Annotated in this window: 24 protein-coding genes; 15 read left to right on the top strand and 9 right to left on the bottom strand. The window is 71.8% G+C overall.

Translation table 11 applies throughout. The annotated features are described in order from the left end of the window. Window positions 1-9 precede the first annotated feature (9 nt). Window positions 10-891, top strand: coding sequence for a helix-turn-helix transcriptional regulator (locus ABT369_RS05640; protein ID WP_350610500.1), 882 nt, complete (start codon window positions 10-12; stop codon window positions 889-891). A gap of 30 nt (window positions 892-921) precedes the next feature. Here the strand turns inward: ABT369_RS05640 and ABT369_RS05645 are convergent, their stop codons facing one another. Next, on the bottom strand, window positions 922-1,482 hold the full coding sequence (locus ABT369_RS05645; RefSeq protein WP_350610501.1) for a MarR family winged helix-turn-helix transcriptional regulator: 561 nt from the start codon (window positions 1,480-1,482) through the stop codon (window positions 922-924). A gap of 136 nt (window positions 1,483-1,618) precedes the next feature. Here ABT369_RS05645 and ABT369_RS05650 point away from each other — a divergent pair, with 136 nt between their 5' ends. From ABT369_RS05650 to ABT369_RS05670, 5 genes are all read left to right on the top strand, one after another. After that, window positions 1,619-2,590 (top strand): aldo/keto reductase, encoded by a 972-nt coding sequence (locus ABT369_RS05650; protein ID WP_350610502.1) that lies wholly within the window; start codon window positions 1,619-1,621, stop codon window positions 2,588-2,590. A gap of 17 nt (window positions 2,591-2,607) precedes the next feature. Then, on the top strand, window positions 2,608-3,699 hold the full coding sequence (locus tag ABT369_RS05655; RefSeq protein ID WP_350610503.1) for a Gfo/Idh/MocA family protein: 1,092 nt from the start codon (window positions 2,608-2,610) through the stop codon (window positions 3,697-3,699). 310 nt (window positions 3,700-4,009) lie between these two features. Next, complete coding sequence (locus tag ABT369_RS05660; protein WP_350610504.1) at window positions 4,010-4,276, top strand: ricin-type beta-trefoil lectin domain protein; 267 nt, start codon at window positions 4,010-4,012, stop codon at window positions 4,274-4,276. A 28-nt stretch (window positions 4,277-4,304) separates the two neighbouring features. Beyond that, window positions 4,305-4,502 (top strand): hypothetical protein, encoded by a 198-nt coding sequence (locus ABT369_RS05665; RefSeq protein WP_350610505.1) that lies wholly within the window; start codon window positions 4,305-4,307, stop codon window positions 4,500-4,502. 104 nt (window positions 4,503-4,606) lie between these two features. Next, entirely contained in the window at window positions 4,607-5,341 is a 735-nt protein-coding gene (locus ABT369_RS05670; RefSeq protein ID WP_350610506.1) for a hypothetical protein, read from the top strand. Between the two features lie 78 nt (window positions 5,342-5,419). Here ABT369_RS05670 and ABT369_RS05675 read toward each other — a convergent pair whose 3' ends face one another. From ABT369_RS05675 to ABT369_RS05700, 6 genes are all read right to left on the bottom strand, one after another. Next, on the bottom strand, window positions 5,420-7,075 hold the full coding sequence (locus ABT369_RS05675) for a cellulase family glycosylhydrolase (RefSeq protein ID WP_350610507.1): 1,656 nt from the start codon (window positions 7,073-7,075) through the stop codon (window positions 5,420-5,422). Window positions 7,076-7,207: 132 nt separating this feature from the next. Then, complete coding sequence (locus tag ABT369_RS05680; RefSeq protein ID WP_350610508.1) at window positions 7,208-9,598, bottom strand: ABC transporter permease; 2,391 nt, start codon at window positions 9,596-9,598, stop codon at window positions 7,208-7,210. After that, the gene (locus tag ABT369_RS05685; RefSeq protein WP_350610509.1) at window positions 9,595-10,323 is read right to left on the bottom strand and encodes an ABC transporter ATP-binding protein; all 729 of its coding nucleotides are present in this window, start codon (window positions 10,321-10,323) and stop codon (window positions 9,595-9,597) included. Before ABT369_RS05685 ends, ABT369_RS05680 begins: the two co-directional genes overlap by 4 nt. Before the next feature lie 115 nt (window positions 10,324-10,438). Next, window positions 10,439-11,101 carry a response regulator gene (locus tag ABT369_RS05690; RefSeq protein ID WP_350610510.1) on the bottom strand — a complete coding sequence of 221 codons (663 nt, stop codon included), beginning with the start codon at window positions 11,099-11,101 and terminating at the stop codon, window positions 10,439-10,441. Then, complete coding sequence (locus tag ABT369_RS05695; protein ID WP_350610511.1) at window positions 11,098-12,276, bottom strand: sensor histidine kinase; 1,179 nt, start codon at window positions 12,274-12,276, stop codon at window positions 11,098-11,100. The genes ABT369_RS05690 and ABT369_RS05695 overlap by 4 nt, the downstream gene beginning before the upstream one ends. Before the next feature lie 48 nt (window positions 12,277-12,324). Beyond that, window positions 12,325-13,065 carry an SDR family oxidoreductase gene (locus ABT369_RS05700; protein ID WP_350610512.1) on the bottom strand — a complete coding sequence of 247 codons (741 nt, stop codon included), beginning with the start codon at window positions 13,063-13,065 and terminating at the stop codon, window positions 12,325-12,327. Window positions 13,066-13,093: 28 nt separating this feature from the next. Between ABT369_RS05700 and ABT369_RS05705 the strand changes: the two genes are divergently transcribed. Further along, window positions 13,094-13,672, top strand: a complete 579-nt coding sequence (locus tag ABT369_RS05705; protein ID WP_350610513.1) for a TetR/AcrR family transcriptional regulator — start codon at window positions 13,094-13,096, stop codon at window positions 13,670-13,672. 13 nt (window positions 13,673-13,685) lie between these two features. Here the strand turns inward: ABT369_RS05705 and ABT369_RS05710 are convergent, their stop codons facing one another. Further along, window positions 13,686-14,648 (bottom strand): SDR family oxidoreductase, encoded by a 963-nt coding sequence (locus ABT369_RS05710; RefSeq protein ID WP_350610514.1) that lies wholly within the window; start codon window positions 14,646-14,648, stop codon window positions 13,686-13,688. An 85-nt stretch (window positions 14,649-14,733) separates the two neighbouring features. On the opposite strand from ABT369_RS05710, the gene ABT369_RS05715 reads away from it, so the two are divergent. Next, a complete protein-coding gene (locus ABT369_RS05715) occupies window positions 14,734-15,567 on the top strand; it encodes a helix-turn-helix transcriptional regulator (RefSeq protein ID WP_502891708.1) in 834 nt (277 codons plus the stop codon). A 9-nt stretch (window positions 15,568-15,576) separates the two neighbouring features. Continuing rightward, on the top strand, window positions 15,577-16,005 hold the full coding sequence (locus ABT369_RS05720) for a hypothetical protein (RefSeq protein WP_350610515.1): 429 nt from the start codon (window positions 15,577-15,579) through the stop codon (window positions 16,003-16,005). A 39-nt stretch (window positions 16,006-16,044) separates the two neighbouring features. Here ABT369_RS05720 and ABT369_RS05725 read toward each other — a convergent pair whose 3' ends face one another. Beyond that, window positions 16,045-16,788, bottom strand: a complete 744-nt coding sequence (locus ABT369_RS05725) for a FadR/GntR family transcriptional regulator (protein WP_350610516.1) — start codon at window positions 16,786-16,788, stop codon at window positions 16,045-16,047. A 246-nt stretch (window positions 16,789-17,034) separates the two neighbouring features. Between ABT369_RS05725 and ABT369_RS05730 the strand changes: the two genes are divergently transcribed. From ABT369_RS05730 to ABT369_RS05755, 6 genes are read left to right on the top strand one after another with little or no spacing between them, the layout of a single operon-like run. Further along, on the top strand, window positions 17,035-18,069 hold the full coding sequence (locus tag ABT369_RS05730; protein WP_350610517.1) for a 2-hydroxyacid dehydrogenase: 1,035 nt from the start codon (window positions 17,035-17,037) through the stop codon (window positions 18,067-18,069). After that, a complete protein-coding gene (locus ABT369_RS05735) occupies window positions 18,069-19,436 on the top strand; it encodes an ABC transporter substrate-binding protein (protein WP_350610518.1) in 1,368 nt (455 codons plus the stop codon). Before ABT369_RS05730 ends, ABT369_RS05735 begins: the two co-directional genes overlap by 1 nt. After that, on the top strand, window positions 19,436-20,440 hold the full coding sequence (locus ABT369_RS05740) for a carbohydrate ABC transporter permease (RefSeq protein WP_350610519.1): 1,005 nt from the start codon (window positions 19,436-19,438) through the stop codon (window positions 20,438-20,440). The genes ABT369_RS05735 and ABT369_RS05740 overlap by 1 nt, the downstream gene beginning before the upstream one ends. Continuing rightward, window positions 20,437-21,369: a carbohydrate ABC transporter permease gene (locus tag ABT369_RS05745; RefSeq protein WP_350610520.1), complete on the top strand. Its 933-nt coding sequence runs from the start codon at window positions 20,437-20,439 to the stop codon at window positions 21,367-21,369. Before ABT369_RS05740 ends, ABT369_RS05745 begins: the two co-directional genes overlap by 4 nt. 5 nt (window positions 21,370-21,374) lie before the next feature. Beyond that, entirely contained in the window at window positions 21,375-23,411 is a 2,037-nt protein-coding gene (locus ABT369_RS05750; protein WP_350610521.1) for a glycoside hydrolase family 31 protein, read from the top strand. Continuing rightward, window positions 23,408-24,253, top strand: coding sequence for an NAD-dependent epimerase/dehydratase family protein (locus tag ABT369_RS05755; protein ID WP_350610522.1), 846 nt, complete (start codon window positions 23,408-23,410; stop codon window positions 24,251-24,253). Before ABT369_RS05750 ends, ABT369_RS05755 begins: the two co-directional genes overlap by 4 nt. Window positions 24,254-24,313: the final 60 nt, after the last annotated feature.

A 24,313-nucleotide genomic window follows, 5' to 3' on the forward strand; every position in this document is an offset into this window, starting at 1 on the left:
GGTGATGGCATGGACAACCGGGCCGAAGTGCACGAGTTCCTGGCCAGCCGCCGGGCCCGGCTCACGCCGGAACGGGCCGGGCTGCCGCAGTACGGCGGCGCCCGCCGGGTCCCCGGACTCCGCCGGGCCGAGGTCGCGCTGCTGGCCGGGGTCAGCCCCGACTACTACGTCCGCCTCGAGCGCGGCAACCTCAGCGGCGTCTCCGACGGCATCCTCGAAGCGATCGCCCGCGCGCTGCAGCTCGACGACGCTGAACGCGCCCACCTGCACGACCTCGCCCGCGCCGCCAACACCACCCCGCGCACCCGCCGCCGCCCGGCCCGGCAGCAGATCCGGCCCGCCGTACAGCGGCTGCTCGACGCGATGACCGACGCCCCCGCCTTCGTCCGCAACGGCCGCCTCGACATCCTCGCGATCAACCCACTCGGCCAAGCGCTGTACAGCCCGGCGTTCACCGGCCCGGACCGGCCGGTCAACCTGGCCCGGTTCTGCTTCCTCGACCCCGCCGCCGGGACCTTCTATCCCGACTGGGACGACGCCGCCAACACCACCGTCGCGCTGCTGCGCACCGAAGCCGGTCGCGACCCCTACGACAAGGCCCTTACCGACCTCGTCGGCGAGCTGGCCACCCGAAGCGACGACTTCCGAACCCTCTGGGCCGCGCACAACGTCCGGCTGCACCACACCGGCGTCAAACACTTCCACCACCCCGTCGTCGGCCCGCTCAGCCTCGGCTTCGAAGCCATGCCCATGCCCGCCGACCCCGGCCTCACCATGACTGCCTACCACGCCGAACCCGCCGCCCCCTCCCACGACGCCCTCCGCCTCCTTGCCAGCTGGGCCGCCACCAACACCCGCACCCAACCCCAGGACAAGACGCGGCGGCGCTGAACACTGCGCCGTTCAATGCGGGCTGGGCCCTCACGTGCTGTCGTCCATGTCGGAACTCCCGCGGTTGATGGCGGCGTTGACCGCGGTGCCGATGCGGCGCAGTGCTGCCAGGTCGCGGGGTTCGAGTCCGTCGATCAGGTATTCGCGGACCGCTGCGACGTGCCCTGGTGCCGCCGCCACGACCACCTGGTAGCCGGCCTCGGTCAGCTTCGCGACGGTGCGTCTGCCGGCGCCGGGAATTCGGGCCCGCTCGAGCAGTCCGCGTACCTCCAGCCGTCCGACGACATGTGAGAGCCGCGACAGCGACGCCGATGTCCGGGTGGCCAGATCGCTCATCCGCAGCGTGCGTTCCGGCTCCTCGGACAGCACCGAGAGCACCATGTACTCGAAGAACGTCAGGTGCGCCTCGCGCTGCATCCGCGCGTCCAGGGCGGCCGGCAGGCTGATCATGATCGCGGAGTTCGCGAGCCACGCCGCCAGCTCATCGCGACTCAGCCAGCGCGTTTCGGTGACCGGTGCAGCGGACCGCGACGCCGCGGACGCGTTCGCGGCGGCACTCGGGTCCTTCGCTCCTGCTGTCGTCTTCGCCATGCTCCCCACCCTATCGCACGTTGTTGACGCATCAAGTTCGAGCGTGCTTTGATGTTGACGCGTCAAGTTCGAGACCTTCCTGTACGCCGGCGCGGTGACGTGCGGCGCAGGCGGTCGATCTGAAGGAGGACCAAGCATGCGAGTCACACGCCTGGGCGGGCTCGAGGTCTCGCGCATCGGCCTCGGGGCCATGGGAATGTCGGCGTTCTACACCGGCGCGGGCCGCGACGAGGGCGAGTCGATGCGCACCATGCAGCGCGCCCTGGATCTCGGCGTCACGCATCTGGACACCGCCGAGGTGTACGGGCCCTATGCCAACGAGGAACTGGTGGGTCGCGCCGTCAGGGCAAGGCGGGACGAGGTCGTCATCGCGACCAAGTTCGGCCTCGTCTCCCACACCGGTCGGCCGGGCCCGGACAGTACACCCGCCAACATCCGCGCGTCCGTCGACGGCTCCCTGCGGCGGCTCGGAACCGACCGCATCGACCTGTACTACCAGCACCGGGTCGACCCCGGCACACCCATCGAGGAGACGGTGGGAGTGCTGAGCGAACTGGTGGCCGCCGGCAAGGTACGCCACATCGGACTGTCGGAGGCGGCTGCCGCGACGATCCGCCGGGCCCATGCGGTTCACCCGTTGGCCGCCGTCCAGAGCGAGTACTCGCTGTGGACCCGCGATCCCGAGGCCGACGTCCTGCCCACGCTGCGGGAACTGGGGATCGGCTTCGTTCCCTACTCGCCGCTCGGGCACGGCTTCCTCACGGGCCGAATCCGCTCCCTCGACGGCCTGGACGCCGGCGACTGGCGCCGTACCAACCCCCGGTTCACCGGCGACAACCTCACCCGGAACCTGCGCATCATCGACGAGGTGCACGAGATCGCCGGCGAGGCCGAGGCGACACCTGCGCAGGTCGCTCTGGCCTGGCTGCTCGCTCAGGGGGACGGCATCGCGCCCATTCCGGGGACCAGGCGCGTCGACCGGCTCGAGGAGAACAGCGCCGCCGACGACATCCGGCTCACCGCCGAACAGATCACGCGCCTGAACAACCTGACACCGGCGTCCGGCGATCGCCACGCCGAGGCCGACATGACCGCCATCGACCGCTGAGAACGGAGCAGTACAGCATGACAAGCAATCCGATTCGCGTCGGCATCATCGGTGCCGACACACAAGCGAGCTGGGCCGGGGCGTCGCACATCCCCGCGCTCGCGGCGCAACCGCAGTTCACCCTCGCGGCCGTGGCGACCCGGCACGAGGACAGCGCCCGGCGCGCTGCCGAGACCTTCGGCGCCGAGCGCTGGTTCGCCGATCCCCTCGCGCTCATCCACGATCCGTCGATCGACCTCGTCACCGTCGCGGTCAAGGTCCCGGCGCACCGCGAGCTCGTGCTCGCGGCCCTCGCGGCGAACAAAGCCGTGTACTCGGAGTCCCCGCTCGGCGCGACCCTCGCGCAGACGGAGGAGATGGCGGCCGCGGCCGGTGCACTGCACACGGCAATCGGCCTGCAGGGCCGGCTGAACCCCTCGGTACGCCGCGCGGCGGAGATCATCGCCCAGGGCCGGCTCGGTCGGCTGCTCTCGGCCCGGGTCGCCGCGACGACCTTCGGCAACGGCCCGGAGTCGACGAGCGCCTACGAGTACTTCGACAAGGCGGCGGCCGGGGCCGGCTTCCTGCCGATCGCGGCGGGGCACGTTCTGGATGTGGTCGAGGCGGTCCTCGGTGACATCACCGAGATCGACGCGCGCACCGAACTCCTCTGGCCCCGGGTGAAGCTGGTGGACACCGGTGCGACGTCCGTCCGGGAGGTCCCGGACCACCTCGACGCCATCGTCAAGACCGCATCCGGCGCCCCGGCCGGGGTACAGATCCTGGCCGGCGTGCCCGTGCCCGATGCCCACTTCTGCCTGGAGGTCCGCGGATCGGAGGGCTGGCTGAAGCTGACCGGCAACCACCCCGCGGGCGTCCAGGTCGGCGACCTCACACTCTCGTCCAATGTGGACTTCGCGGCACCCGACCGCCCCGTCGCCACCGGCACCGGCCCCACCGCCGCCGAGATCTGGACGGGCGCGTCCATCAACGTGGGCGAGGTCTACGCCAGCCTGGCCCGCGACATCACGAACGGGACCCACCACACCCCCGGATTCCAGCACGCCGCCCACAACAGCCGCCTGATCGCGCGAGTGGAACGGGCCGCCAGCACCGGCGTCCGGCACTGACGACGGCGCATCTCTCCGGGCCGTTGAGCCAACACCCGGGCCTGGTGTCCGCGGTCGAACTCGCGGACCATCCGCTATGGCAACCTCGTCGAGCTCAGCCCGGCGCGATCATCACCAGCCGCGGTGGCTGGCGTTCCTGACAAGTCGCGCCACGGATGCCGTGAACCTCCCCGCCGGGCAGGCCGTTCTACCGGCGTGTGCCGCTTGTCGGCCTGAGTGCGGAGGAGAACTTGTGAACGCTCCACGGGAGAAGGCTGCCGGCCCGCGAGGGGCGTCCCGGCGGCGCTGGCTGGCCCGAACGCTCGTCGCGATGGAGGTGCTGACCGCCGCAACGCTGGCCGCGCCGGTGGCGGCGCACGCGGGGCCGGCCAACCCCAACGTTCTGCGCAACGCTCAGACCGGGCGCTGCATACAGATGCACCGCAGAGGGGATCCGGTGTTCGTGTCGACACAACCGTGCGATGCGACCAATGATGACCAAAGGTTTCGCCTCACTGTGGTCGGGAAATCCAGCGACAGGTACCACGTGGTGAAATTCCAGAACGTCGGGACCGGGTACTGCCCTCGCCTACTATGAAGATGAGCGGAAAGGTCGCTCCTTCCTCATGCCCGACAAATGCAGCGACCCGGACCCGCTGGACGGCTACCTCCCGAAGGGCTGGTGGAGACTCAAGGGAAGCTCGTACGCTCAGTTCGAGATGACCTGGCAGTTCAAGCACAGCAAATGCGTGGACAATTATGGCGGAGAGCAATACATCATGCCGTGCAACAACGGCAAATATCAGAAGTGGAAGTTCGGCTGACCTCGGCGCCCCGGCATCGCCGGACGGGCGATGCCGGGGCAGGGAGTGCCTACAAGGCGACAGACAATGACCGACGCCCGCATCGGAGAATTTGAGGAGCCGGCATGGTCAATGAACGCAACTACGGGCGCGGAGTCGTACCGGCCCTGACCGTGCTCGCACAGGGGACGTGTTATTGGCCGACCTGCGACGAGCGAATCACCAAGTTCGTTGACGGCATCCCGGTGAACAACTTCGAGATCGTCCACATTCGCGCCGCGAATGCCGGCGGCCGCCGCTATGTGGCGAACCTGACCGACGAGAAGCGCGGCAGCTTCGACAACCTCGTCCTGCTGTGCATCGTCCACCACAAGATCGTCGACAAGATCCGCCCGGACGACTTTTCGATCGAGGAACTGCAACGGTGGAAGGACGAGCGCGAAGGTCCTGGGCTGGCGGCACTGCACGGTCTGCGAGGCCTCACGGAGGATCGGCTGCAGGAGCTCATCGGAAGGTCTTTCGCCGAGGTCACGAGCCAGATCCAGGATGCCGTCGACCGTCTCGGCGCCATCGACGCCGAGGCGGCCGACGTGTTGCGTCCCCTGGTGGAGCGGCTGGCCGAGTCGACGTTCTCGGGCCGGTATCCGAATGCGGACGTGGTCGGCCTGCTGCTGACGGCGGGGCGGAGCTTGCGTCACCTCGAGACCTCCGCGCCGCTGCTCAAGCATGCGGCGGACCAGGCCGCCGGCCTCGAGCACGTCGCTGACAACCTCGCCGCTGTCAGGCGGGGACTGCAATCGGTGCTCGACGACTTCAACGCCGCGGAGGTTCGCTTGGGCCGGTACCGCGAACTGATGTAGCGCCGACGGTGACGGCCACCGCGAGGACCCGGTGCGGCCGACCGCGAGGGTCGGCCGCACCGGGCCCGTGAGGGTTGATCAGGCGGTGCAGGTCAGCGTGGGGACGGCGTTCGTACCGCTCCACGTGCCCGTGAACCCGAACTCGGTCGAGCCGTTCGCGGGGATCGTGCCGTTGTACGCCGCGTTCGTGACCGTCACCGCGGAGCCGGACGTGCTCAGCGTGCCGTTCCAGAGCTGGCCGATGGTCTGGCCGTTGGCGAACGTCCACTTGACCGTCCACTTGGAGATGGCCGAGGTGCCGGCCTTCACCGTCACCGAGCCCTGGAAGCCGCCCGGCGAACCCGGCCACTGGCTCGTGACCGTGTACGTCGCGGTGCAGGCCCCCGTCGCGGGCGGCGGCGAGCTCGTCGGCGGCTGCGAGCTCGTCGGCGGGCGGGAGCTGGTCGGCGGGTTGGAGGTGGGGCCGCCGGTCGATCCGCCGCCCCCGGCGGGCGGGTTGAGGTACGGGCCGATGATGTTCATCTTGGCCTGGTTGACCGTGTTCCAGTCGTCGCCGACGATGCCGCCGGTGTCGCCCGAGTCCGGGTTCCAGGACCAGTACGTGAACGACATGCCGTTCGTGCCGGTGCCCATGTAGGCCATCAGCTTCGTCATCCACTGGGTGTCCAGCGGGTTGGCGAGGGTGCTGCCGAACTCGCCGACGAGGATCGGGGCGACGTTCTGCTTGTACAGGTAGCCCCAGAAGTGGTCCCACACGTCGGGCAGGTTGTTCGGGAAGTTCGAGTCCTTGAACCACGGCTGGCGGTCGTACACCGAGATGCCGTAGTCGTGGGCCGAATACACGAGCCGGTTGGCGACGTTGAGCCGGACCGGGTACGTGCCCGCCTTCGACAGGTTGCCGCCCCACCAGTCGCAGGCCATCGGGTCGTCGGGGATGTTGTCGTACGGGTTCGGCGAGCCGCCGTTGCCGTCGCAGCTGACGCCCTCGACGAAGATGAGCCAGTTGGAGTTGGTGCCGAGGATCGCGTTGCCGATGCGCTCGGCGGCCAGGCGCCAGTCCTTTGTGGTGTCGCCGCAGCCCCAGCAGGAGCCGGTGCCGTTGGGCTCGGTCCCGTCGGCGTGCGGCTCGTTGAACAGGTCCGCGCCGACGACCGTCGGGTTGTTCGCGTACCGCGTCGCCAGCATCTGCCAGTCGGCGATCTCGCTGGCCTCGGTCGCGGTCCCGCTGTACCAGAGCGCGGTCTGGCCGGAGGCGGTCGGGCGGTGGCGGTCGAGGATGATGCGCATCCCCTTGCCCCCGGCGTAATTGACGACCTTGTCCAGGATCTGCAGCGGGGACAGCCCGATGAGGTCCGGGTTGGTGTCGGTGTTGATGCTCGTGGCGGTCGCGCCCGAGCGCAGCGAGTCGCCGGTGTACGGCACCCGGATCGTGTTGAACCCGAGCTGCGCCATGTGGTCGATCTGCTGCGTCCAGCTCGCCGGCTTGCCCGCCCACAGCCCGTGGAAGGTGTGGTTGTCGGTCTCCATACCGAACCAGTTGATGCCGGTCAGCCGGACGGTCGCGCCGGTCGAGTCGACGATCTTGTTGCCGCTGGTGTGCAGGTATCCGGTGCCGGTGCCGGCGGATGCGGTGCCGGCGGTGAGCGTAACGGCGACGAGCGCGGCGGCCGCGACGGCGGCCAGGGCCACCGCGCCCCCGACGGCCCCGCGCGTCCTGATACGTCTGAGACCCACAGGGTCACACTCCGTTCCGTGACGACGTTCGTTCGCGCATCGTTTGCCGCTGGCACGATCGGCGTCAATGCGTGGGGCGCGGGGGCGGCCCAACAGGCGCGAATGGACCTGAAACTTTCCGTTCAGTCCTCGTCAGTCCTCGACCGCCAGGCTTACGGCGATCGGCTGGCGCGCGGCTCGGCGGGCCGGCAGGACCGCGGCGGCCAGCGCGGCGAGCACGGCCACGCCGAGCAGGATGCCGAGCCGGTCCCAGGGCATCACCAGGGACAGTCCCGAGCCGTGCATCTCGATGGCGCCGAGCACCGACAGGGCGATGGCGACGCTCGCGGCGACCCCGATCAGGGTGCCGGTGAGGGCGAGGACGAGCGCCTCGGCCGCGAGGGTCAGCCGCAGCTCGCGCCGGGTCAGGCCGACCGCGCGGAGCAGGGCGTTCTCCCGGGTGCGCTCGACCACGGACAGGGTGAGGGTGTTGGCCACGCCGATGAGCGCGATGACCACGGCCATGGCGAGCAGGGCGGTGACGACCTCGAGGCCCTGGTTGAGCTGGGCGTTGAGGCGTTCGACGTACTGCTCGTGGTCGTATGCGACCGCGGCCGGGAACGCGTTCAGGGTGCGGTCGATCGCGGCGCGGGCGTCGGCCTTGCTCACCCCGGCGGCCGGGTCGAGCTGCACCTCGGCCAGCCGCGGATCGTCGAACACGGCGGTGATGTCCTCGGCCGTCAGCCACACGCTGCGGGTGCCGGACACGACCGACGCCACGGTGAACGGGCGGCCGTGGATGGTGACGGTCCCGCCGGCCGCGACCCCCAGATCGGCGGTGACGTCCGCGGCGCCCGGCCGCGGCGCGCCGGTGTGCACCTCCAGGCTCGCGTCCTGGTCGTAGGTCTCGTACCGGGGCCGGAATCCGCCGAGCTGCGGCTGCCGCTGCAGCGCGTCGAGCAGCCCGGCCGGCAGGAACCCGAAGTCGGCGGAGTCGGTGACCAGGAACTGGGCGCGCAGCTTGGCATCGGCCCGGCGTTCGGCCGGGGCCTCGGCGCTCTTGGCGATGAGCGTGAAGGTGCCGACCAGGGTCACGCCGACGACGAGCGCGTTGGTGGTGGTCGCGATGCGGCGCGGGTTGCGCACGGCGTTGCGCAGCGCGAGGGCGACGGTGGCCCCGCCGAGCGCGCCGAGCGGCCGGCCGGCGAGGCGCACCACAGCCGGTACCACCACTGGGCTCAGCAGTAAAAACCCGGCGATCGTCAGCAGGGTCCCGGCGACCGTCACCTCGGTGCGCCCGGCCGCCGTCGCCGCGGCGAGGCCCGCGAGCCCGGCGGCCACGGCGAGCACCCCGAAGACCCGGCGGACCCGGCCGGTCGGGCGGGCGACCTGCACGGCGGCGTCGGACAACGCGGCGACAGGAGCCACAGTCGTACCGCGCCGAGCCGGCAACAGCGCCGCCAGCACGGTCACCCCGACGCCCACGCCGAGCGCGACGAGCACCGTCTTGACCGAGACCAGCGGGTCGACGCGGACCTCGACCAGCGCCGGAAGCCCGAACGCGACCAGCGCGCCGAGGGCGAGCCCGAGCCCGGACCCGCCGAGCCCGATGACCGCGGCCTCCAGCACCACGGACCGGAACACCTGCCGGCGGGTCGCGCCCACCAGGCGCAGCAGGGCGATCTCCCGCGTGCGCTGGGCGAGCACGATGGTGAACGTGTTCGCGATGACGAACGCGGCCATGGCCACGGCGATGACCGCGAAGCCGAGCAGCCCGGTGCGGAACGTGTTCGCATTGCCCACGGCCTCGTTCTGCGCCTGGTGTACCAGCTCATCGTGCGCCGTCGCCCGGACGCCGACGGCCGCGGAGATCCGGGCGGCGAGCTCCTCGTCCGGCACGCCGTCGGCGGCGTCGACGATCACGGTGGTCGACGGGTAGCCGGCCAGGGCCTCGACGTCGGCGCTCGTCAGGACGAGCAGGACGCCGTCGCTGTCGAACGGGCCCCTCGACGCCGTGGTCAGGCCGACGACGGTGTAGGTCGCGGCGTCCCCGCCGACGTTGCTGACCATCACCCCGTCGCCGATGCGCAGGTGCTCGCGGGCGGCGGTGTCCTTGTCGAGGGCGACCTCGCCGTGGGCGGACGGAAGCCGGCCTTCGGCGGCCGCGAGGGAGCGCAGGTGCTCGTCGGCGGCGACGTTGACGGCCCGGTGCTCGCCGCGGATCTTCCGGCCGTCGGCGGCGGCGAGGCCGAGGAAGTACAGCTGCCAGGTGGCCTCGGCGGCGCGGACGCCGGGGACCTTCCGCACGCGTTCGGCCAGGTCGGCGGACTCGTCGGCCCGGACGGTGCCGTCCGGCTCGACCTGGACGTCGACGTTGCGGTACTGCTCGGCGGCGCGGCCGGTCATCGCGGCGGCGAGCCCGTCGGTGAACATGAGGCTGCCGCAGACGAACGCGACGCCGAGGACCACGGCCAGCGACGAGAGCAGCGAGCGGGTGAGGTTGGCGCGGGCGGTGCGCAGGGTCAGCCGGAGCACGGCGGTCACCGGGCCCGGTCGAGGCGGGCCAGCGTGGCGACGATCGCCTCGGCGGTGGGGTCCTCGACGGCGGCGGCGTACCGGCCGTCCTGCAGGAACGCGACCCGGTCGCAGTGCGCGGCGGCGTGCAGGTCGTGGGTCACCATCACCACCGTCTGGCCGAGCAGGGCCACGGCGTCGCGCAGCAGGCCGAGGACCTCGGCGCCGGAGCGGGAGTCGAGGTTGCCGGTCGGCTCGTCGGCGAAGACCACCCACGGCCGGGTGATCAGCGCCCGGGCGACCGCGACCCGCTGCTGCTGGCCGCCGGACAGCTCCGACGGGCGATGACCGAGCCGGTCGGCCAGCCCGACGGCCGCCACCACCCGCTCGAACCACGCGTGGTCGGCCCGGCGCCCGGCGATCGTCAGCGGCAGCAGGATGTTCTCCCGCGCGGTCAGCACCGGCAGCAGGTTGAACCGCTGGAACACGAAGCCCACGTGGTCGCGGCGCAGCCGGGTCAGCCGCTCGTCGTTGAGCGTCGTGAGGTCGGCGTCGCCGATGCGCACGGCGCCGCTCGTGGGCCGGTCGAGGCCGGCGAGGCAGTGCAGCAGCGTCGACTTGCCGGAGCCGGAGGCGCCCATGATGGCGTGGAACCGGCCCTCCGCGAAGGTGACGTCGACGCCGTCGAGCGCGGTGACGGCGGTGTCGCCGTGGCCGTACACCTTGCTGAGTCCGGCCGCCTGCAGCGCTGGCACGATGGTGCTCCCGTTCGTCGAGGATCCGTGATCCCGACGCTAGGCAGCGCCGCGGGGCGGGGCGTCCACCGTGATGCTGGTTCGCCGCGTACGACTCAGGTCGTACGCCTGCGACTCAGGTATCGCGGCCGGGGCGCACCAGGCCCGACTCGTAGGCGAAGACCACCGCCTGCACCCGGTCCCGCAGGCCCAGCTTGGCCAGGATGCGCCCGACGTGGGTCTTGACCGTCGCCTCCGCGACGTGGAGCCGGCCGCCGACCTCGGCGTTGGACAGCCCCTGCGCGACCAGCAGCAGGACCTCCTGCTCGCGGTCGGTCAGGTCGGGCGCCGCCGCCGGGTCCGAGTTCTGCGGCCCGAGCCGCCCGGCGAAGCGGTCGAGCAGCCGCCGGGTCACCCGGGGCGCCACCACGGCCTCGCCGCCGGCCACGACGCGGATCGCGGACAGCAGCTCGTCCGGCGGCACGCTCTTGAGCAGGAAGCCGCTCGCCCCGGCCTGCAGTGCCGCGAACGCCTCCTCGTCGGTGTCGAACGTGGTCAGGACCAGCACCCGGGGTGTCGGGCCGGCCGCGCAGATCCGCCGGGTCGCGGCGACCCCGTCGAGCACCGGCATCCGCAGGTCCATCACGACCACGTCGGCGTCGGTGCCGCGCAGCAGCCGCAGCGCCTCGGCGCCGTCCCCGGCCTCGCCGACCACGGTGATGTCCGGCTGGTAGTCGAGCACCATGCGGAACCCGGCGCGCACGAGCTGCTGGTCGTCGACGAGCACCACCCGGATCACGCGGTGACCGCCTCGGCCGCGAGGGGGATGCGGGCCCGGACGCGCCAGCCACCGCTCAGCGACGGGCCCGCGTCGAAGGTGCCGCCGTAGAGCGTGGCGCGCTCGCGCATGCCGACGAGCCCGTGGCCGCCGCCCGGGGACGCGGCCGCGCCGGTGCCGGAGTCGGTGACCTCCAGCTCGACGGCGCCGGGCCGGTAGGCGATACGGACGGTCGCGGCCGGGGCCGGGCCCGCGTGCTTCAGCGTGTTCGTGAGCGACTCCTGCACGATGCGGTAGACGGCGAGCGCGACGCCGCCGGGGACCTCGGGCGGTACGCCTTCCACATGAAGCTCGACGTCGACACCGGCGGTGCGGGCCCGAGCCACGACGGAGGCGACGGCGTGGTCCCGGCTCAGCTCGTCGTCGGAGTCCCCGCGCAGGATCTGCACCAGGTGCCGGATCTCCTCGAGTGCGTCTCGGCCGGTCGCGCCGATCGTGCGCAGCGCCTCCCGGGCCCGCGCGGGATCGTGGTCGAACGCGTACTGCCCGCCGTTGGCCTGCAGCACGATCACCGACAGCGAATGGGCGACGATGTCGTGCAGCTCCCGCGCGATCCGGGCCCGCTCCTCGGCCACGGCGATCCGGGTCTGCTGCGCCCGCTCCCGCTCGGCGTGCCCGCGCCGCTCGGCCGTCGTCGCCCTCTGCTGGCGGGCGAACCGCACGCTCAGGGCGGCCGCCCAGACCACGGCCGCGTAGCCCAGCACGCCGAGCAGCGACCGCCCGAGACCCCACAGGTCGACCGGTGCCAAGCCGCCCTCGAACGGCGGCCGCGCCTCGAGCAGTACGGCCACGAAGAGCAGCACGGCGAGCGCGCACCCCACCGCCGCGCGCAGCGACCGCGCGTGCGCGAGGGCGGCGTGCGTGGCGGTGGCGAGCGCGACGAGCAGCATGCCCTCGTGCAGGTGCGTGCCGTGCACCATCACGGGGGCCACGGCGGCGGAGAGCACGACCACGACGGCGAGCACGGCGATCGGCCGGCGGCGGCGCCACAGCAGCGCGACGCCGACGAGCCCGCCGTAGAGCAGCCCGCCGATGCGGAACTGGTGCCACCACCAGGTCGACAGCGCGACGACCGAGGCGGACACCACCAGATCGGCGAGAAGCCCCGGGCCGAGGCGCCGCGAGAGGAACGACATACCGCGAGGATAGTGACGCTGCGTCAGGCCGGCCGGATCGGCGCGGGGTCAGCCCTGGCGGGTCGGGCGGATGGTCAGGTCGCCGATCTCGACGTCGTCGGGCTGGTCGATCGCGAAGGCGATCGCGCGGGCCACGGCCAGCGGGTCGATGCCGAGGTCGGCCATGTGCTGGCGGGCCTGCTCGCGTGCGGCGGGATCGTCGACGGCGTTGTCGATGAGCTCGGTGCGCACATAGCCGGGGGAGATCGACGTCGTGCGCAGGACGCCGTCGGTGCTCTCCTGCCGCAGGCCCTCCAGGAGGGTGCGGACCGCGTTCTTCGTGCCCGCGTACACGGCCTGGGTCGGCACGATCTTCAGGCCGGAGGTGGAGACGACGGTGACGAGGTGGCCGCTGCCCTGGCGCCGGAACACCGGCAGGGCCGCGGCGATGCCGTGCAGGATGCCCTTCACGTTGACGTCGACCATCGCCATCCAGTCCGCGACGTCGAACTCGGCGACGAGGCCGATCCGGGTCATGCCCGCGTTGCCCACGAGGACGTCGAGGCGGCCGAACCGCTCGACGGCGGCGGCGACGAGCGCCGTCAGGTCGCCCGGGTCGGTGACGTCCACGCGAACGGCCGCCGCCCGGCCGCCCGCCGCCTCGATCTCGGCGACGAGCCGGTCGAGGCGGTCGGTGCGGCGGGCGCCGAGCACGACGGGCGCGCCGAGCGAGGCCAGGTGGCGCGCGGTCGCCTCGCCGATGCCGCTGCTGGCCCCGGTGATGGCGACGACCTTGCCGTGGATGGCCATGGGGATCCCCCTTGCCTAGAGTGGACACATGTCCGGTTACCTCGACTCTAGCGGACACGTGTCCGCTTCGGCACGTCGCGCCGACGCCCAGCGCAACCGGGAGCGGATCTTGCAGGCGGCGCGCGACCTCGTGCACGAGCCGGGGGAGCTGCGGCTCAACGCGGTCGCGAAGGCCTGCGGGATCGGGCAGGGGACGCTGTACCGGCACTTCCCGACCCGCGAGGACCTGCTCGCCGAGGTCTACCGCCGCGAGGTGGACGAGCTCGTGGCCGCGGCCCCGCGGCTGCTCGCGGCGCACGAGCCGCTCGGCGCGCTCGCGGCGTGGTTCGAGCGGGTGGCCGCCTACGCCCGGGTCAAGCGGGACGTGTTCGCCGCGGTCGAGGCGTCGGTGTGGCGCGACCTCGCGACCCACAGCCTCGGCCCGATCGGCGAGGCGGTCGAGCTGCTGCTGGCCGCGGGGCGCTCGGCCGGCACCGTGCGCGGCGACGCCGAGGCCCGCGACGTGATCGTGCTCATCAGCTGGCTGTCGCGGCTGGACGACGCCGAGCTCGACGCGCGCGCCCCGCGCCTGCTGTCGATCCTGATCGACGGGCTCCGCGCCCGGTAGCGCGCCGGGGCCGTCAGCCGTCGGTCACGGGCAGCGCGTCGGGGAAGACGCAGCGGGTGAGCCGCTCCGAGGCCTGCCAGACGCGGACGGCCTCGGCCTCGCCGCGCAGGCGCGAGTACAGCTCCTGCTCGGCCGGCGGGCCCGCGAGGTGCTGGAAGCCGCTCGGGCCGTACATCCGGGCGCCCCGCGCGTCCGGGGACGTCGCGGCGTACAGGGCCGGGAGCGCGGCGGACTCGGGCGTGCCGACGAGGATGCCGAGGTTGCCGAGGGTGCGGACGACGCGGCCGCCCAGGGTGGGAGTGGGCCGGCCCGCGTCGGGCTGGGCCTGCAGGAGGTTGGTCGCGGCGACGCCGGGGTGGGCGAGGTTGCTCGTGATGCCCCAGCCGGCCACCCGGCTGCGGCGGTCCAGCTCGAGGCCGAAGAGGCCGAGGGCGATCTTCGACTGGCTGTAGGCGCGCATGCCGTCGTACGAGCGCTCCCAGTTGAGGTCGTCCCAGTTGATGGCGTTCTGGTTCGCCGCGACGCTGATCTGGGACGTGACGGTCGCGTGGCCGGCGCGCAGCAGGGGGAGCAGGTGGCCCACGAGGGCGAAGTGGCCGAGGTGGTTCGTGCCGAACTGCAGCTCGAACCCGTCGGCGGTCTCGCGGCGGGCCGGGGGCGTCATCACGCCGGCGTTGTTGACGAGGATGTGGATGGGGCGGTTGTCGTCGCGCAGCCGCGTGGACAGGGCGGCCACCGAGTCCAGCGAGGACAGGTCGAGGTCGCGCAGGGTGAGGGCGGCGTGCGGGTACGACTGCCGGATCCTGGCGATCGCCGCCTCGCCCTTGTGCCGGTTGCGCACGGGCATGATGACCTCGGCTCCGGCGGCCGCCAGGCGGGTCGCGAGGCCGAGGCCGACGCCGTCGCTGGCGCCGGTGACGACGGCGAGCCTGCCGGTGAGGTCGGGGACGGTGATGTCGGGCTGTCTGCGTGCCATGTGCCCAGGCTGCACGGGTTCCGCGGGCGCATCCACGGCCTGACGATCCCAGGCTGCGGTGCGGCGGCGGTGGTACAACGAACTGGTGATCGATCGAGCCGGGCTCGCCGAGTTCCTGCGGCGTCGGCGGGCGGCGCTGCAGCCCGAGGACGTCGGCCTGCCGCGCGGGCAGCGGCGCCGCACCAGCGGGCTGCGCCGCGAGGAGGTGGCCACGCTGTGCCACATCTCCGCCGACTACTACAGCCGGCTCGAGCGCGAGCGCGGCCCGCACCCGTCCGAGCAGATGATCGCCTCCATCGCGCAAGGGCTGCACCTGTCCCGCGACGAGCGCGACCACCTGTTCCGCCTCGCCGGGCACCATCCGCCGGCCCGGGGCACGACGAGCGAGCACATCGGCCCGGGCCTGCTGCGCATCTTCGACCGGCTCGCCGACACGCCCGCCGAGATCGTCACCGAGCTCGGCGAGACGCTGCGGCAGACGGCGCTCGGGGTCGCGCTGACCGGCGACCAGACCCGGTACACGGGGCCGGCCCGCAGCATCGGCTACCGGTGGTTCACCGACCCGGCGTGCCGGGCTCGGTACCACCCCGACGACCACGCGACGCACGCCCGCGTCTTCGCCTCCGGGCTGCGCCGGACGGTCACGCTGCGCGGGCCGGGCTCGCACGCCGCGCACCTGCTGCAGCTGCTGCTCGCCGGCAGTGAGGAGTTCCGCCGCGTCTGGGACCAGCACGAGATCGGCGTGGGGTACAGCCACGAGAAGCGGTTCCTGCACCCGGAGGTCGGCGTCGTCGAGGTCGCCTGCCAGGCGCTGCTCGACCCGGACCAGGGGCACTCCCTGCTGGTCTACACCGCCGTGCCCGGCAGCGAGAGCTACGAGAAGCTGCGACTGCTGTCCGTCATCGGCGCCGGCTTGTAGGGTGACCGGATGACGCGAGCGAGGTCGTCCGTCCTGCTGTCGGCCGCTGCTGCCGGGTGGTGGCTGGCGTCGCAGCTGCTGTTCCCGCCCGTGGCGGCCGGCGTCGGCGGCGCGGTGGTCGTGACCGGGTTCGCGATCGGGGCCGTGCTGCTGCTCGGCGCCCGCCGCGGTGGCCATGTCCGGGACTCGGTGCCGGCCGCGCTCGGCGTCGCCGTCCTCACGCCGCTGCTGATCTTCTCGCTCGTCACGGTGCTGTCCGCCTACGGCCCGGCGTGGGCCATCCCGGACCTCGTGCCGATGGCGCTGTCCCCGGCCGACGATCTGGCCAACAGTCGTATCGAGCTGCAGGATCCGTACGTCGCCCTGCTCCCTCTCGCCGCGTTCGCGGCCCTGGCGCTGGGCGGATCGGGCCTGCTGCGCCGGCGGTCGTCCCGGTAGCTCGGGCAGCCGTCTCCCTACGGCGGGACGCGGTCGCGCCTACACCTCCGCGGGGGAGAAGGCGGTGGACCAGTTGCCCAGTGCGCGTTCGGCCTCGTTCTGGGCCTCGACGATCAGCTGGCGGGCGGTCTGTTCGATGGCGGGGTCGGAGGTCATGATGGCCTGGACGAGTTGGCGGTGGAGCAGCAGCCCGCGGCGCATCGCCTCGACGACGGGGAACACCAGCGTCTCGCGGGTGCGGACGGCGCTGGCGATGACGCTGCTGAGGCACGCGAACATGCCGTTGCCGGAGAACTCCAGCAAGGCCAGGTGGAAGTCGATGTCGGCGGCGGTGAACGTGTGGGTGTCGCGCTCGTCGAGCGCCACGTACATCGCGTCGATCGCCTTGGTCAGCCGGGCGAGGTCGTGTGGCGTGGCCCGGTCGGCGGTCATCCGGGCCGCGAGCGGCTCGACCGCAAGGCGCATCGCGTACAGCTCGGCGACCTGTTCGTCGCGCTTGTTGCTGGCCAGGCGCCAGGCGATCACCTTGGAATCGAGGTAGTTCCAGGCGGAAGGGTCCGCGACCCGTGTGCCGATCTTGGGCCGGGCGACGAGCAGACCCTGAGACTGCAGGGTTCGGAACGCCTCACGCAGCACCGGCCGGGAGACCTGCAGTTCCTCGGCCAAGCGCTCGGGGGAGACCGGCGAGCCGGGTGCGATGCGGCCGGTGACGATCTCCTTGCCGAGGTGCTCGACCACCCGGTCGTACAGGCGATCGCCAGAGGGTGCGTCGATGTCGCGCACGCTTCGCCTTCCTACGCGCCAATAATCTGATCAAACAGTACACCACTGGTCTTTGTGACGCCGACAGCCTATCCGGTCGAAGGTGATGTGCCCATTCGCCATGTGGCTCGGGAGTCTGCTGCCTGGATGGAGCCGGTCGAGCTCGGGCCGGACGTCGGGCGGTGAATCTTGACACCTCCAGAGCTGGGCAGTTTAATCTGACTTTAACGCGATCGTTCGGCGTCGCTTACAGACAGGAGACGCAAGGTGCACGTGGTCGTAGCCGATCCCATGCAGATACGGCTGTCACAGCAGCTGACGGCGGCGGTGGGGGAGGGCGTGTCCTGGGACTTCGGCGGGTCGTACCGCCCCGGCGCACTGCAGGGACTGCTGACTGCGGCCGATGTCTACGTCGGGTCGCAGCTGCCGGCCGCCGCGGCCGCGGACGCGGCGGCGCTCCGGCTGGTACAGGTGGCCGGGGCCGGCTTCGAGGGCATCGACGTGACCGGCCTCCGGCCCGGCGCGATCGTCGCGAACACGCTGCACCACGGCCGGGCCATCGCCGAGTACTGCGTCATGGCGCTGCTGGCCCTCAGCCGCCAGCTGTTCGTGGAGGACCGGGCGCTGCGGGCGGGCCGCTGGCGGTCGGTGTTCCAGGACCCCGATGCGCCGGTGCACGAGACGGTGCTGGGCAAGACCGTCGGCATCGTGGGCTTCGGCGAGATCGGCCGGCACGTGGCGACGCTGTGCGACGCGCTGGGCATGCGGGTGATCGCGACCCGCCGGCGGCCCGGATCCACCCCGAGTGCCCCGGCGGCCTGGATCGGCGGACCGGACGAGTTGCCCCGGTTGCTGCGCGACAGCGACGTCGTGGTCGTCACCGTCCCGCTCAGCGCCGAGACCGCCGGCCTGCTCGACGCCGGCATGCTCGCCCATCTTCGCCCGACCGCGTTCCTGGTCAACGTCTCCAGGGGGCCGGTCGTCGACGAGGCCGCGCTCTACAACGCACTCGTCGACGGCCGGCTCGCCGGTGCCGCGATCGACGTCTGGTGGCGCTACCCGCGCTCCGGCGTACACGGCGTGCCCGCCGGCCTGCCGTTCCACGATCTCACCAATGTGATCATGACGCCGCACACGTCCGGAGTCACCAACGACGTCTTCACCAGCCGGATGCAGGACGTCGCCGCGAACATCCGCGCCCTGCGTGACGGGACGCAGCTGCGCAACGTCGTGTACCGGAGCCCGCTGGACCCTGCCGGGGCTCCTGCTGAAACACCCCACCTGCCTGCTGGAGGAATCTGATGACGAGAGTGCCGACCCGCGCCTTCGCGGGCGTCTTAGCGCTGAGCCTTGCCGCCACCGGCGCGGCTTGCTCGTCGGCCAAGCCGCAGAGCGGCGGCATCACCACCATCACCGTGATGGGCATCCCGCCCACCACCAAAGCCGCCGCGCGACAGACCTACCTCGACCAGGTGGCCGCGTTCGAGAAGGCGAACCCGGCCATCCACATCCAGACCACCGACGCCGCCTTCGACGCAACCGCCTACATCACCCAGCTGGCCGGCGGCACGGCACCGACGATGCTGCTGGTACCGCTGACCGAGCCCGCCGGCCTGATCGCCCGGCACCAGGTCGCGGACCTCTCCACGGCGGCGAAGGACCTGCCCGTGTACGGGCAGTTCGACCCGCGCGTCCTGGAGAACCTCAAGGACGCCTCCGGCAAGCTGTACGGCATCCCCACCAGTGAATACGCGCTCGGTCTCGTCTACAACCGGTCCCTGTTCAGCAAGGCCGGCCTGGACCCCGACCGGCCGCCCGCGACCTGGGACGACGTCCAGGCGTACGCCAAGCAGATCACCGAGCGCACCGGAGTGCCCGGCTTCGCCGAGATGACCGTCAAGAACAACGGGGGGTGGCGCCTGACCGCGGCGACGTACTCCCGCGGCGGCGCCATGGAGGCACAGCAGGACGGCAGGTTCACGGCTACCGTCAACAACCCGCAGGCGGTGGCGCACCTGACCCAGCTCAAGAAGATGCGCTGGCAGGACCAGTCGATGGGAACCAACCAGCTTCTCAACTACAACGACGTGAACAGCGGGTTCGCCGCCGGGAACTTCGCGATGATCATCTCCGATCCCGGCTACTACACCAGCTACATCAACCAGTTCAAGGGCGATCCGGCGAGCTTCGGTGCCGGCGCCTACCCGCAGGCCGGCGGCAACGCCACCCTGGTCGGCGGCCAGGCGGTGATGGTCAATCCGAAGGCCACCGCGGCTCAGCAGGCCGCCATCCTCAAGTGGACCGACTTCTACTACCTGCGACCCCAGTACGATCCGGCGGCGGGCGCCGAACGGGCGAAGTCCAACAAGGAGTCCGCGATTCCGGTCGGCGTGCCGACCGTCGCCCTGTTCACCGCCGACGTCCAGCAGAAGATCGCCGACGCGATCAAGCCCTACGTCACGGTCGACCCGAAGAACTTCGCGCCGTTCGTCTCCGGGACGGCCACGCTGCAGTACAAACCGGAACCCCCGGTCGCCGCGCAGTCGCTGTACGCGAGTCTGGACACCGCCGTGCAGGCGGTGCTGACCCGCCAGGACGCCGATCCGGCGACCGAACTGGCCACCGCGCAGAAGTCGGCGACCACGATCGTCCAGCAAGCCCAGCAATGATGACCGCCACCTCTGGCCCCGGCCTCCGGGATGGTGCCTGGTCCCGGAGCCGGGACCAGGCCGCCACCCCCGCCTCGCCGGGCGGCGCCGCCGGGCCGCCGCCGAACACCCGCCCGCGGCGGCGCCGCGACGGCCGGGTGCGCTGGCACTCCCCGCTGGCCGCCTGGCTGTTCCTGACGCCGGCGCTGCTGGCCTTCGGCTACTTCTCCTGGTGGCCGATCGTCAAGAGCGTGCTGCTGAGCCTGCAGCAGACGAACTTCGTCGACCCGCCCCGATGGGTGGGACTGGACAACTTCCGGCACGTGCTGGCCGACCCGCTGCTGCTCACCGCGATCGTCAACACCGTCAAGTTCGGCGCGCTGACCATCCTGATCGGCTTCCCGCTGCCGCTGCTGCTCGCGATCGTCATGTCGGAGCTGCGCCGGCTCGGCGGCCTGTTCCGGGTCCTGGTCTACCTTCCGGTGATCATGCCGCCGGTCGTCTCGATCCTGCTGTGGAAGTTCTTCTACGACCCCGACCACGGCCTGTTCAACTCGGTCCTCGGACACCTCGGACTCGGACCGGCCCCGTGGCTGCAGACCAAGGCATCGGCACTGCCCAGCCTGGTGCTGCTGATCGTGTGGGAGAGCACGGGCAGCACCGTCCTGCTGTACCTCGCGTCGCTGTCCGGGATCCCCGGTGAGCTGTACGAGGCGGCCGAGGTCGACGGTGCCTCGATCCGGCGTCGGGTCTGGCACATCACGCTGCCGCAGCTGCGGGGCATGATGCTCATCCTGTTGCTGCTGCAGATCATCGGCACGCTGCAGATCTTCAGCGAGCCCTTCGTGATGACCGACGGCGGCCCGGAGAACTCCACCGTCACCGTCATCTATCTCATCTACCGCGATGCGTTCGTCAACGGCGACTTCGGCTCGGCCACGGCGTTGAGCGTCCTGCTGGCCGCGGCCCTCGCGGCGCTGTCCGCGGTGTACCTGCGGCTGACCCGACGGTGGAGTGCGACATGACCGGACAGCTCAGCGAGACGTCACGCCCACGCCGGCCCCGGCGCGTCACGAGCCGCCCCGCCCGCGGCATCGTGTCATCGGCGGATCGCAACAGTACGGGCACCCGATGGGGCCTGCTGGTGACCCAGGCGCTACTGCTGACCGGGGTCGCGGCCGCCGCGCTCGTGCCCTTCTGGTGGCTGGTCAAGGGGTCGGTCTCCGGGACCCAGGAGCTGATCGGGGACCCGACCCGGCCGTGGCCGGGCGCACTGCACTGGGGCAACCTGAGTAGCGCCTGGAACGACCTCGAGGTCGGCCACTACCTGGTCAACACGGTGATCTACGCGACCGGCTCCTGCGCCGCCCAGGTGCTGGTCGCCACCACGGCCGGCTACGCCCTGTCGATCCTGCGGCCCCGGTTCGGGTCGCTCGTCTACGGGGCGATCCTCGCGACATTGTTCCTGCCGGGGACGGTGACGCTCGTGGCCCTGTACCTCACCGTCACCGACCTGCCCGGGCTGCACGTGTCGATCGCCAACGGCCCACTGGCGATCTGGCTGCCGGCCGGCGCGCACGCGTTCAACGTGCTGATCGCGAAACAGTTCTTCGACGCGCTACCCCGCGAACTGTTCGACGCCGCGGCCACCGACGGCGCGGGAGCCGTACGTACCTTCTGGTCCATCGTGCTGCCGATGTCGCGCCCGGTGGTCGCCGCGATCGCCATCCTATCGCTGATGGCGGCCTGGAAGGACTTCCTCTGGCCCCTGGTCGCCATGACCGATCCGGCCAAGCAGCCGCTCTCGGTGGCCCTGCCCCGCCTTGCCACGTACTCCGACCAAGCCATGCTGATCGCCGGTCTGCTGATCTCCACGCTCCCGCCACTGGTCGTGTTCGCCATCTTCCAGCGACACATCGTGCGCGGCATCGGATTCAACGGATTGAAGGGATGATGACGATGCCCACCGCCCAGCCGCCCGCCCTCCAACCGCGCCTCACGGTCGCGTGCGAGATCGAGTCCGGCCTGCAGATCCGGTCCGGCCGGCAGGTCACCCTCATCCAGCCCTGGGGGCCTGACGCTCTGCGCGTGCGCAGCGCGCTCGGGGCGGTCCAGGCCGGGGCCAAGCCCGGGGCGCTGCACGACCAACCTCCGGGAAGCACCGCCGACATCGTGATCGGCGCCGATGGGTCGGCGACGGTCACCAACGGTGCCATCCGGGCCGTGGTCGACCGCCGAGGCACCATCACCTTCACCGACGCGGACTCCGGCGCCGAACTCCTCGGCGAGCAGGAGCAGTGGCTGCAGAGCGCGCCGCCGCGGCACCTGCGGCCGTCGGGCGGCGAGCTCTGCCGGATCACCGCAACGTTCCGGGCGTACGCGGGGGAGAAGCTCTACGGACTCGGGCAGCACCAGCACGGCCGGTTGGACCAGAAAGGCTGCGTCATCGACCTGGTCCAGCAGAACACCCAGATCGCCATCCCGTTCGTGGTCTCCAGCCGCGGATACGGGCTGCTGTGGAACAACCCCGGAGCCGGCCGGGTCGAGCTCGGCCACACCAACACCCGGTGGATCGCCGAGGGCGCCCGGGAGCTGGACTACTGGATCGTGGCCGGCCCGACCGTGGCCGGCACGCTGAGCCGCTACGCCGACCTCACCGGCCACGCACCCGCCTACCCCGACTGGGCCACCGGGTTCTTCCAGTCGCGGCTGCGCTACGACAACCAGCAAGAGCTGCTCGACGTGGTGCACGAACACCTGGGCCGGGGGCTGCCGCTGTCCGTGATCGTGATCGACTTCCTGCACTGGAGCTTCCACGGCGACTGGCGGTTCGACCCACAGCGCTGGCCGGATCCCGCCGGGATGGTCGCCCACCTGCGCGAGCTCGGTGTCGAGGTGGTCGTCTCGATCTGGCCCACGGTCAGCGAACGCAGCTCCAACTACGCCGAGATGCAGCGGCAGGGGATGCTCCTGCACAGCGACGAGCTCTCGATCGCGTCCCGGTTCGTGGACGTCGGGCACACCGGCCCGGCGTTCCTGCACTACTACGACCCGAGCAACCCGCAGGCCCGCGCATACGTCTGGGACCAGATCCGCGCCGGGTACTACGACCTGGGCATCCGCGGCTTCTGGCTGGACGCCTGCGAGCCCGAGCTGGTGGCACCCGACCCTGCGCAGTGGCGCTACCACGCGGGCCCCGGTGTGGCGGTCGCCGGCCTCTACCCGCACTGGAACGCCCAGACGCTGCACGACGGCCTGGCCGGGGCCGGCGAGCCGGCCGCGCTCCTGCTCAGCCGCTCGGCATGGGCCGGCTCCGCCCGCTACGGCGTGGCGATCTGGTCGGGGGACATCTCCGCGTCGTTCGAGGCGCTGCGGGCGCAGGTGCCGGCCGGGCTCAACGCCGGACTCAGCGGCATGCCGTGGTGGAGCTCGGACATCGGCGGCTTCGTCACCTGGGTCCCCAACACCGACCCGCAACTGCGTGAGCTGATCATCCGGTGGTTCCAGTTCCAGGTCTTCACGCCGCTGTTCCGGCTGCACGGGCACCGCCGGCCGGACCTCGAGGGCGAGGTGCTGCGCGGCGCCCCCAACGAACTGTGGTCCTTCGGCGACGAGGTCCTCGAGGCCGCCGCCGCGATGCTGCGGTTGCGCGAGGCGCTGCGCCCGTACATCGGGCAGCACATGGCCGAGGCCACCGCCCGGGGCATCCCGCTGATGCGTCCGCTGTTCCTGGACTTCCCCGACGATCCGGTGTCGTGGGAGGTCGACGACGAGTTCATGTTCGGCCCGGACATCCTCGCCGCGCCGGTCCTCGATTACCGTGCGCGTGCGCGGTCCGTGTGGCTGCCCGGCGGCGTGGCGTGGATCGATCCGTGGACCGGGCGCGAATACCAGGGCGGCCAGCAGGTCACGATCGACGTCCCGCTGGATCGGGCGGGGTTCTTCCTGCGCGGCGGATCGCCCGTCGCAACGGCCGTGGCCGAGGTGCTGCCGTGACCGGTCCGCGTGGGGGCGATCGCGGGGCCGGTCGTGTCCTGGTCACCGGCGGGAGCGGCGCGATCGGCGCGGCGACCGCGACGGCGCTGCACCGAGCCGGAGTCGAGGTGTCCACACTGGACGTCAGCGCCGCCGGCCCGGCGCCGCACATCCGGCACGTCCGTTGCGACGTACGAGACCTGGACGGGATGATCGAGGCACTGGCCGGAGCCGACGCGGTGGTGCACTGCGGCGGCCTGGCCAGCGACCGGCCCGGGCGCGAACACGACACGTTCTCGGTCAACGTCGCCGGCACCTGCACGCTGCTGCAGGCGGCGGTGCGCGCCGGAGTGCACCGGGTGGTGTACATGTCGAGCATCAACGCCCTCGGCTGCGTCGGCGGCGGCCGCCCGGAGTACCTGCCCGTGGACGACGACCATCCGCACCGCCCCGCCTCGGCGTACCAGATCTCCAAGCACCTGGCGGAGGAGGCCTGCCGCCAGTTCGCCGGCCAGCACGGCCTCACCACCATCTGCCTGCGGCCCTGCTACGTCACCCACCCCGACGCCGGTCCCGTCTCGGCGAGACCGGCCGGACCCGGCCCCGCGGACCTGTTCGCCTACCTCGACATCCGGGACCTGACCGCCGCGGTGCAGGCCGCGCTGACGGCCCCGCTCACCGGATTCCACGCCTTTCTGCTGGCCGCACCCGAACCGTGGAACGGCGCCGACCCGGCTCGCGTCGCGGCCGACTATTACCCGGACACCCCCTGGCGCCACCCGGCCTCGTCCCTTGTGGACTGCCGGCGCGCCGGAAACGAGCTCGGCTGGACGGCCCGCCACCAGCGTGTTGCCGCCCCGTGACCTGATCCAAGATCACGCACCTCTCGATCGGCTGACCGCACAGCAACGGAGGTACTCACC

The organism is Dactylosporangium sp. NPDC000244, assembly GCF_040300725.1.
GTDB lineage: Bacteria > Actinomycetota > Actinomycetes > Mycobacteriales > Micromonosporaceae > Dactylosporangium.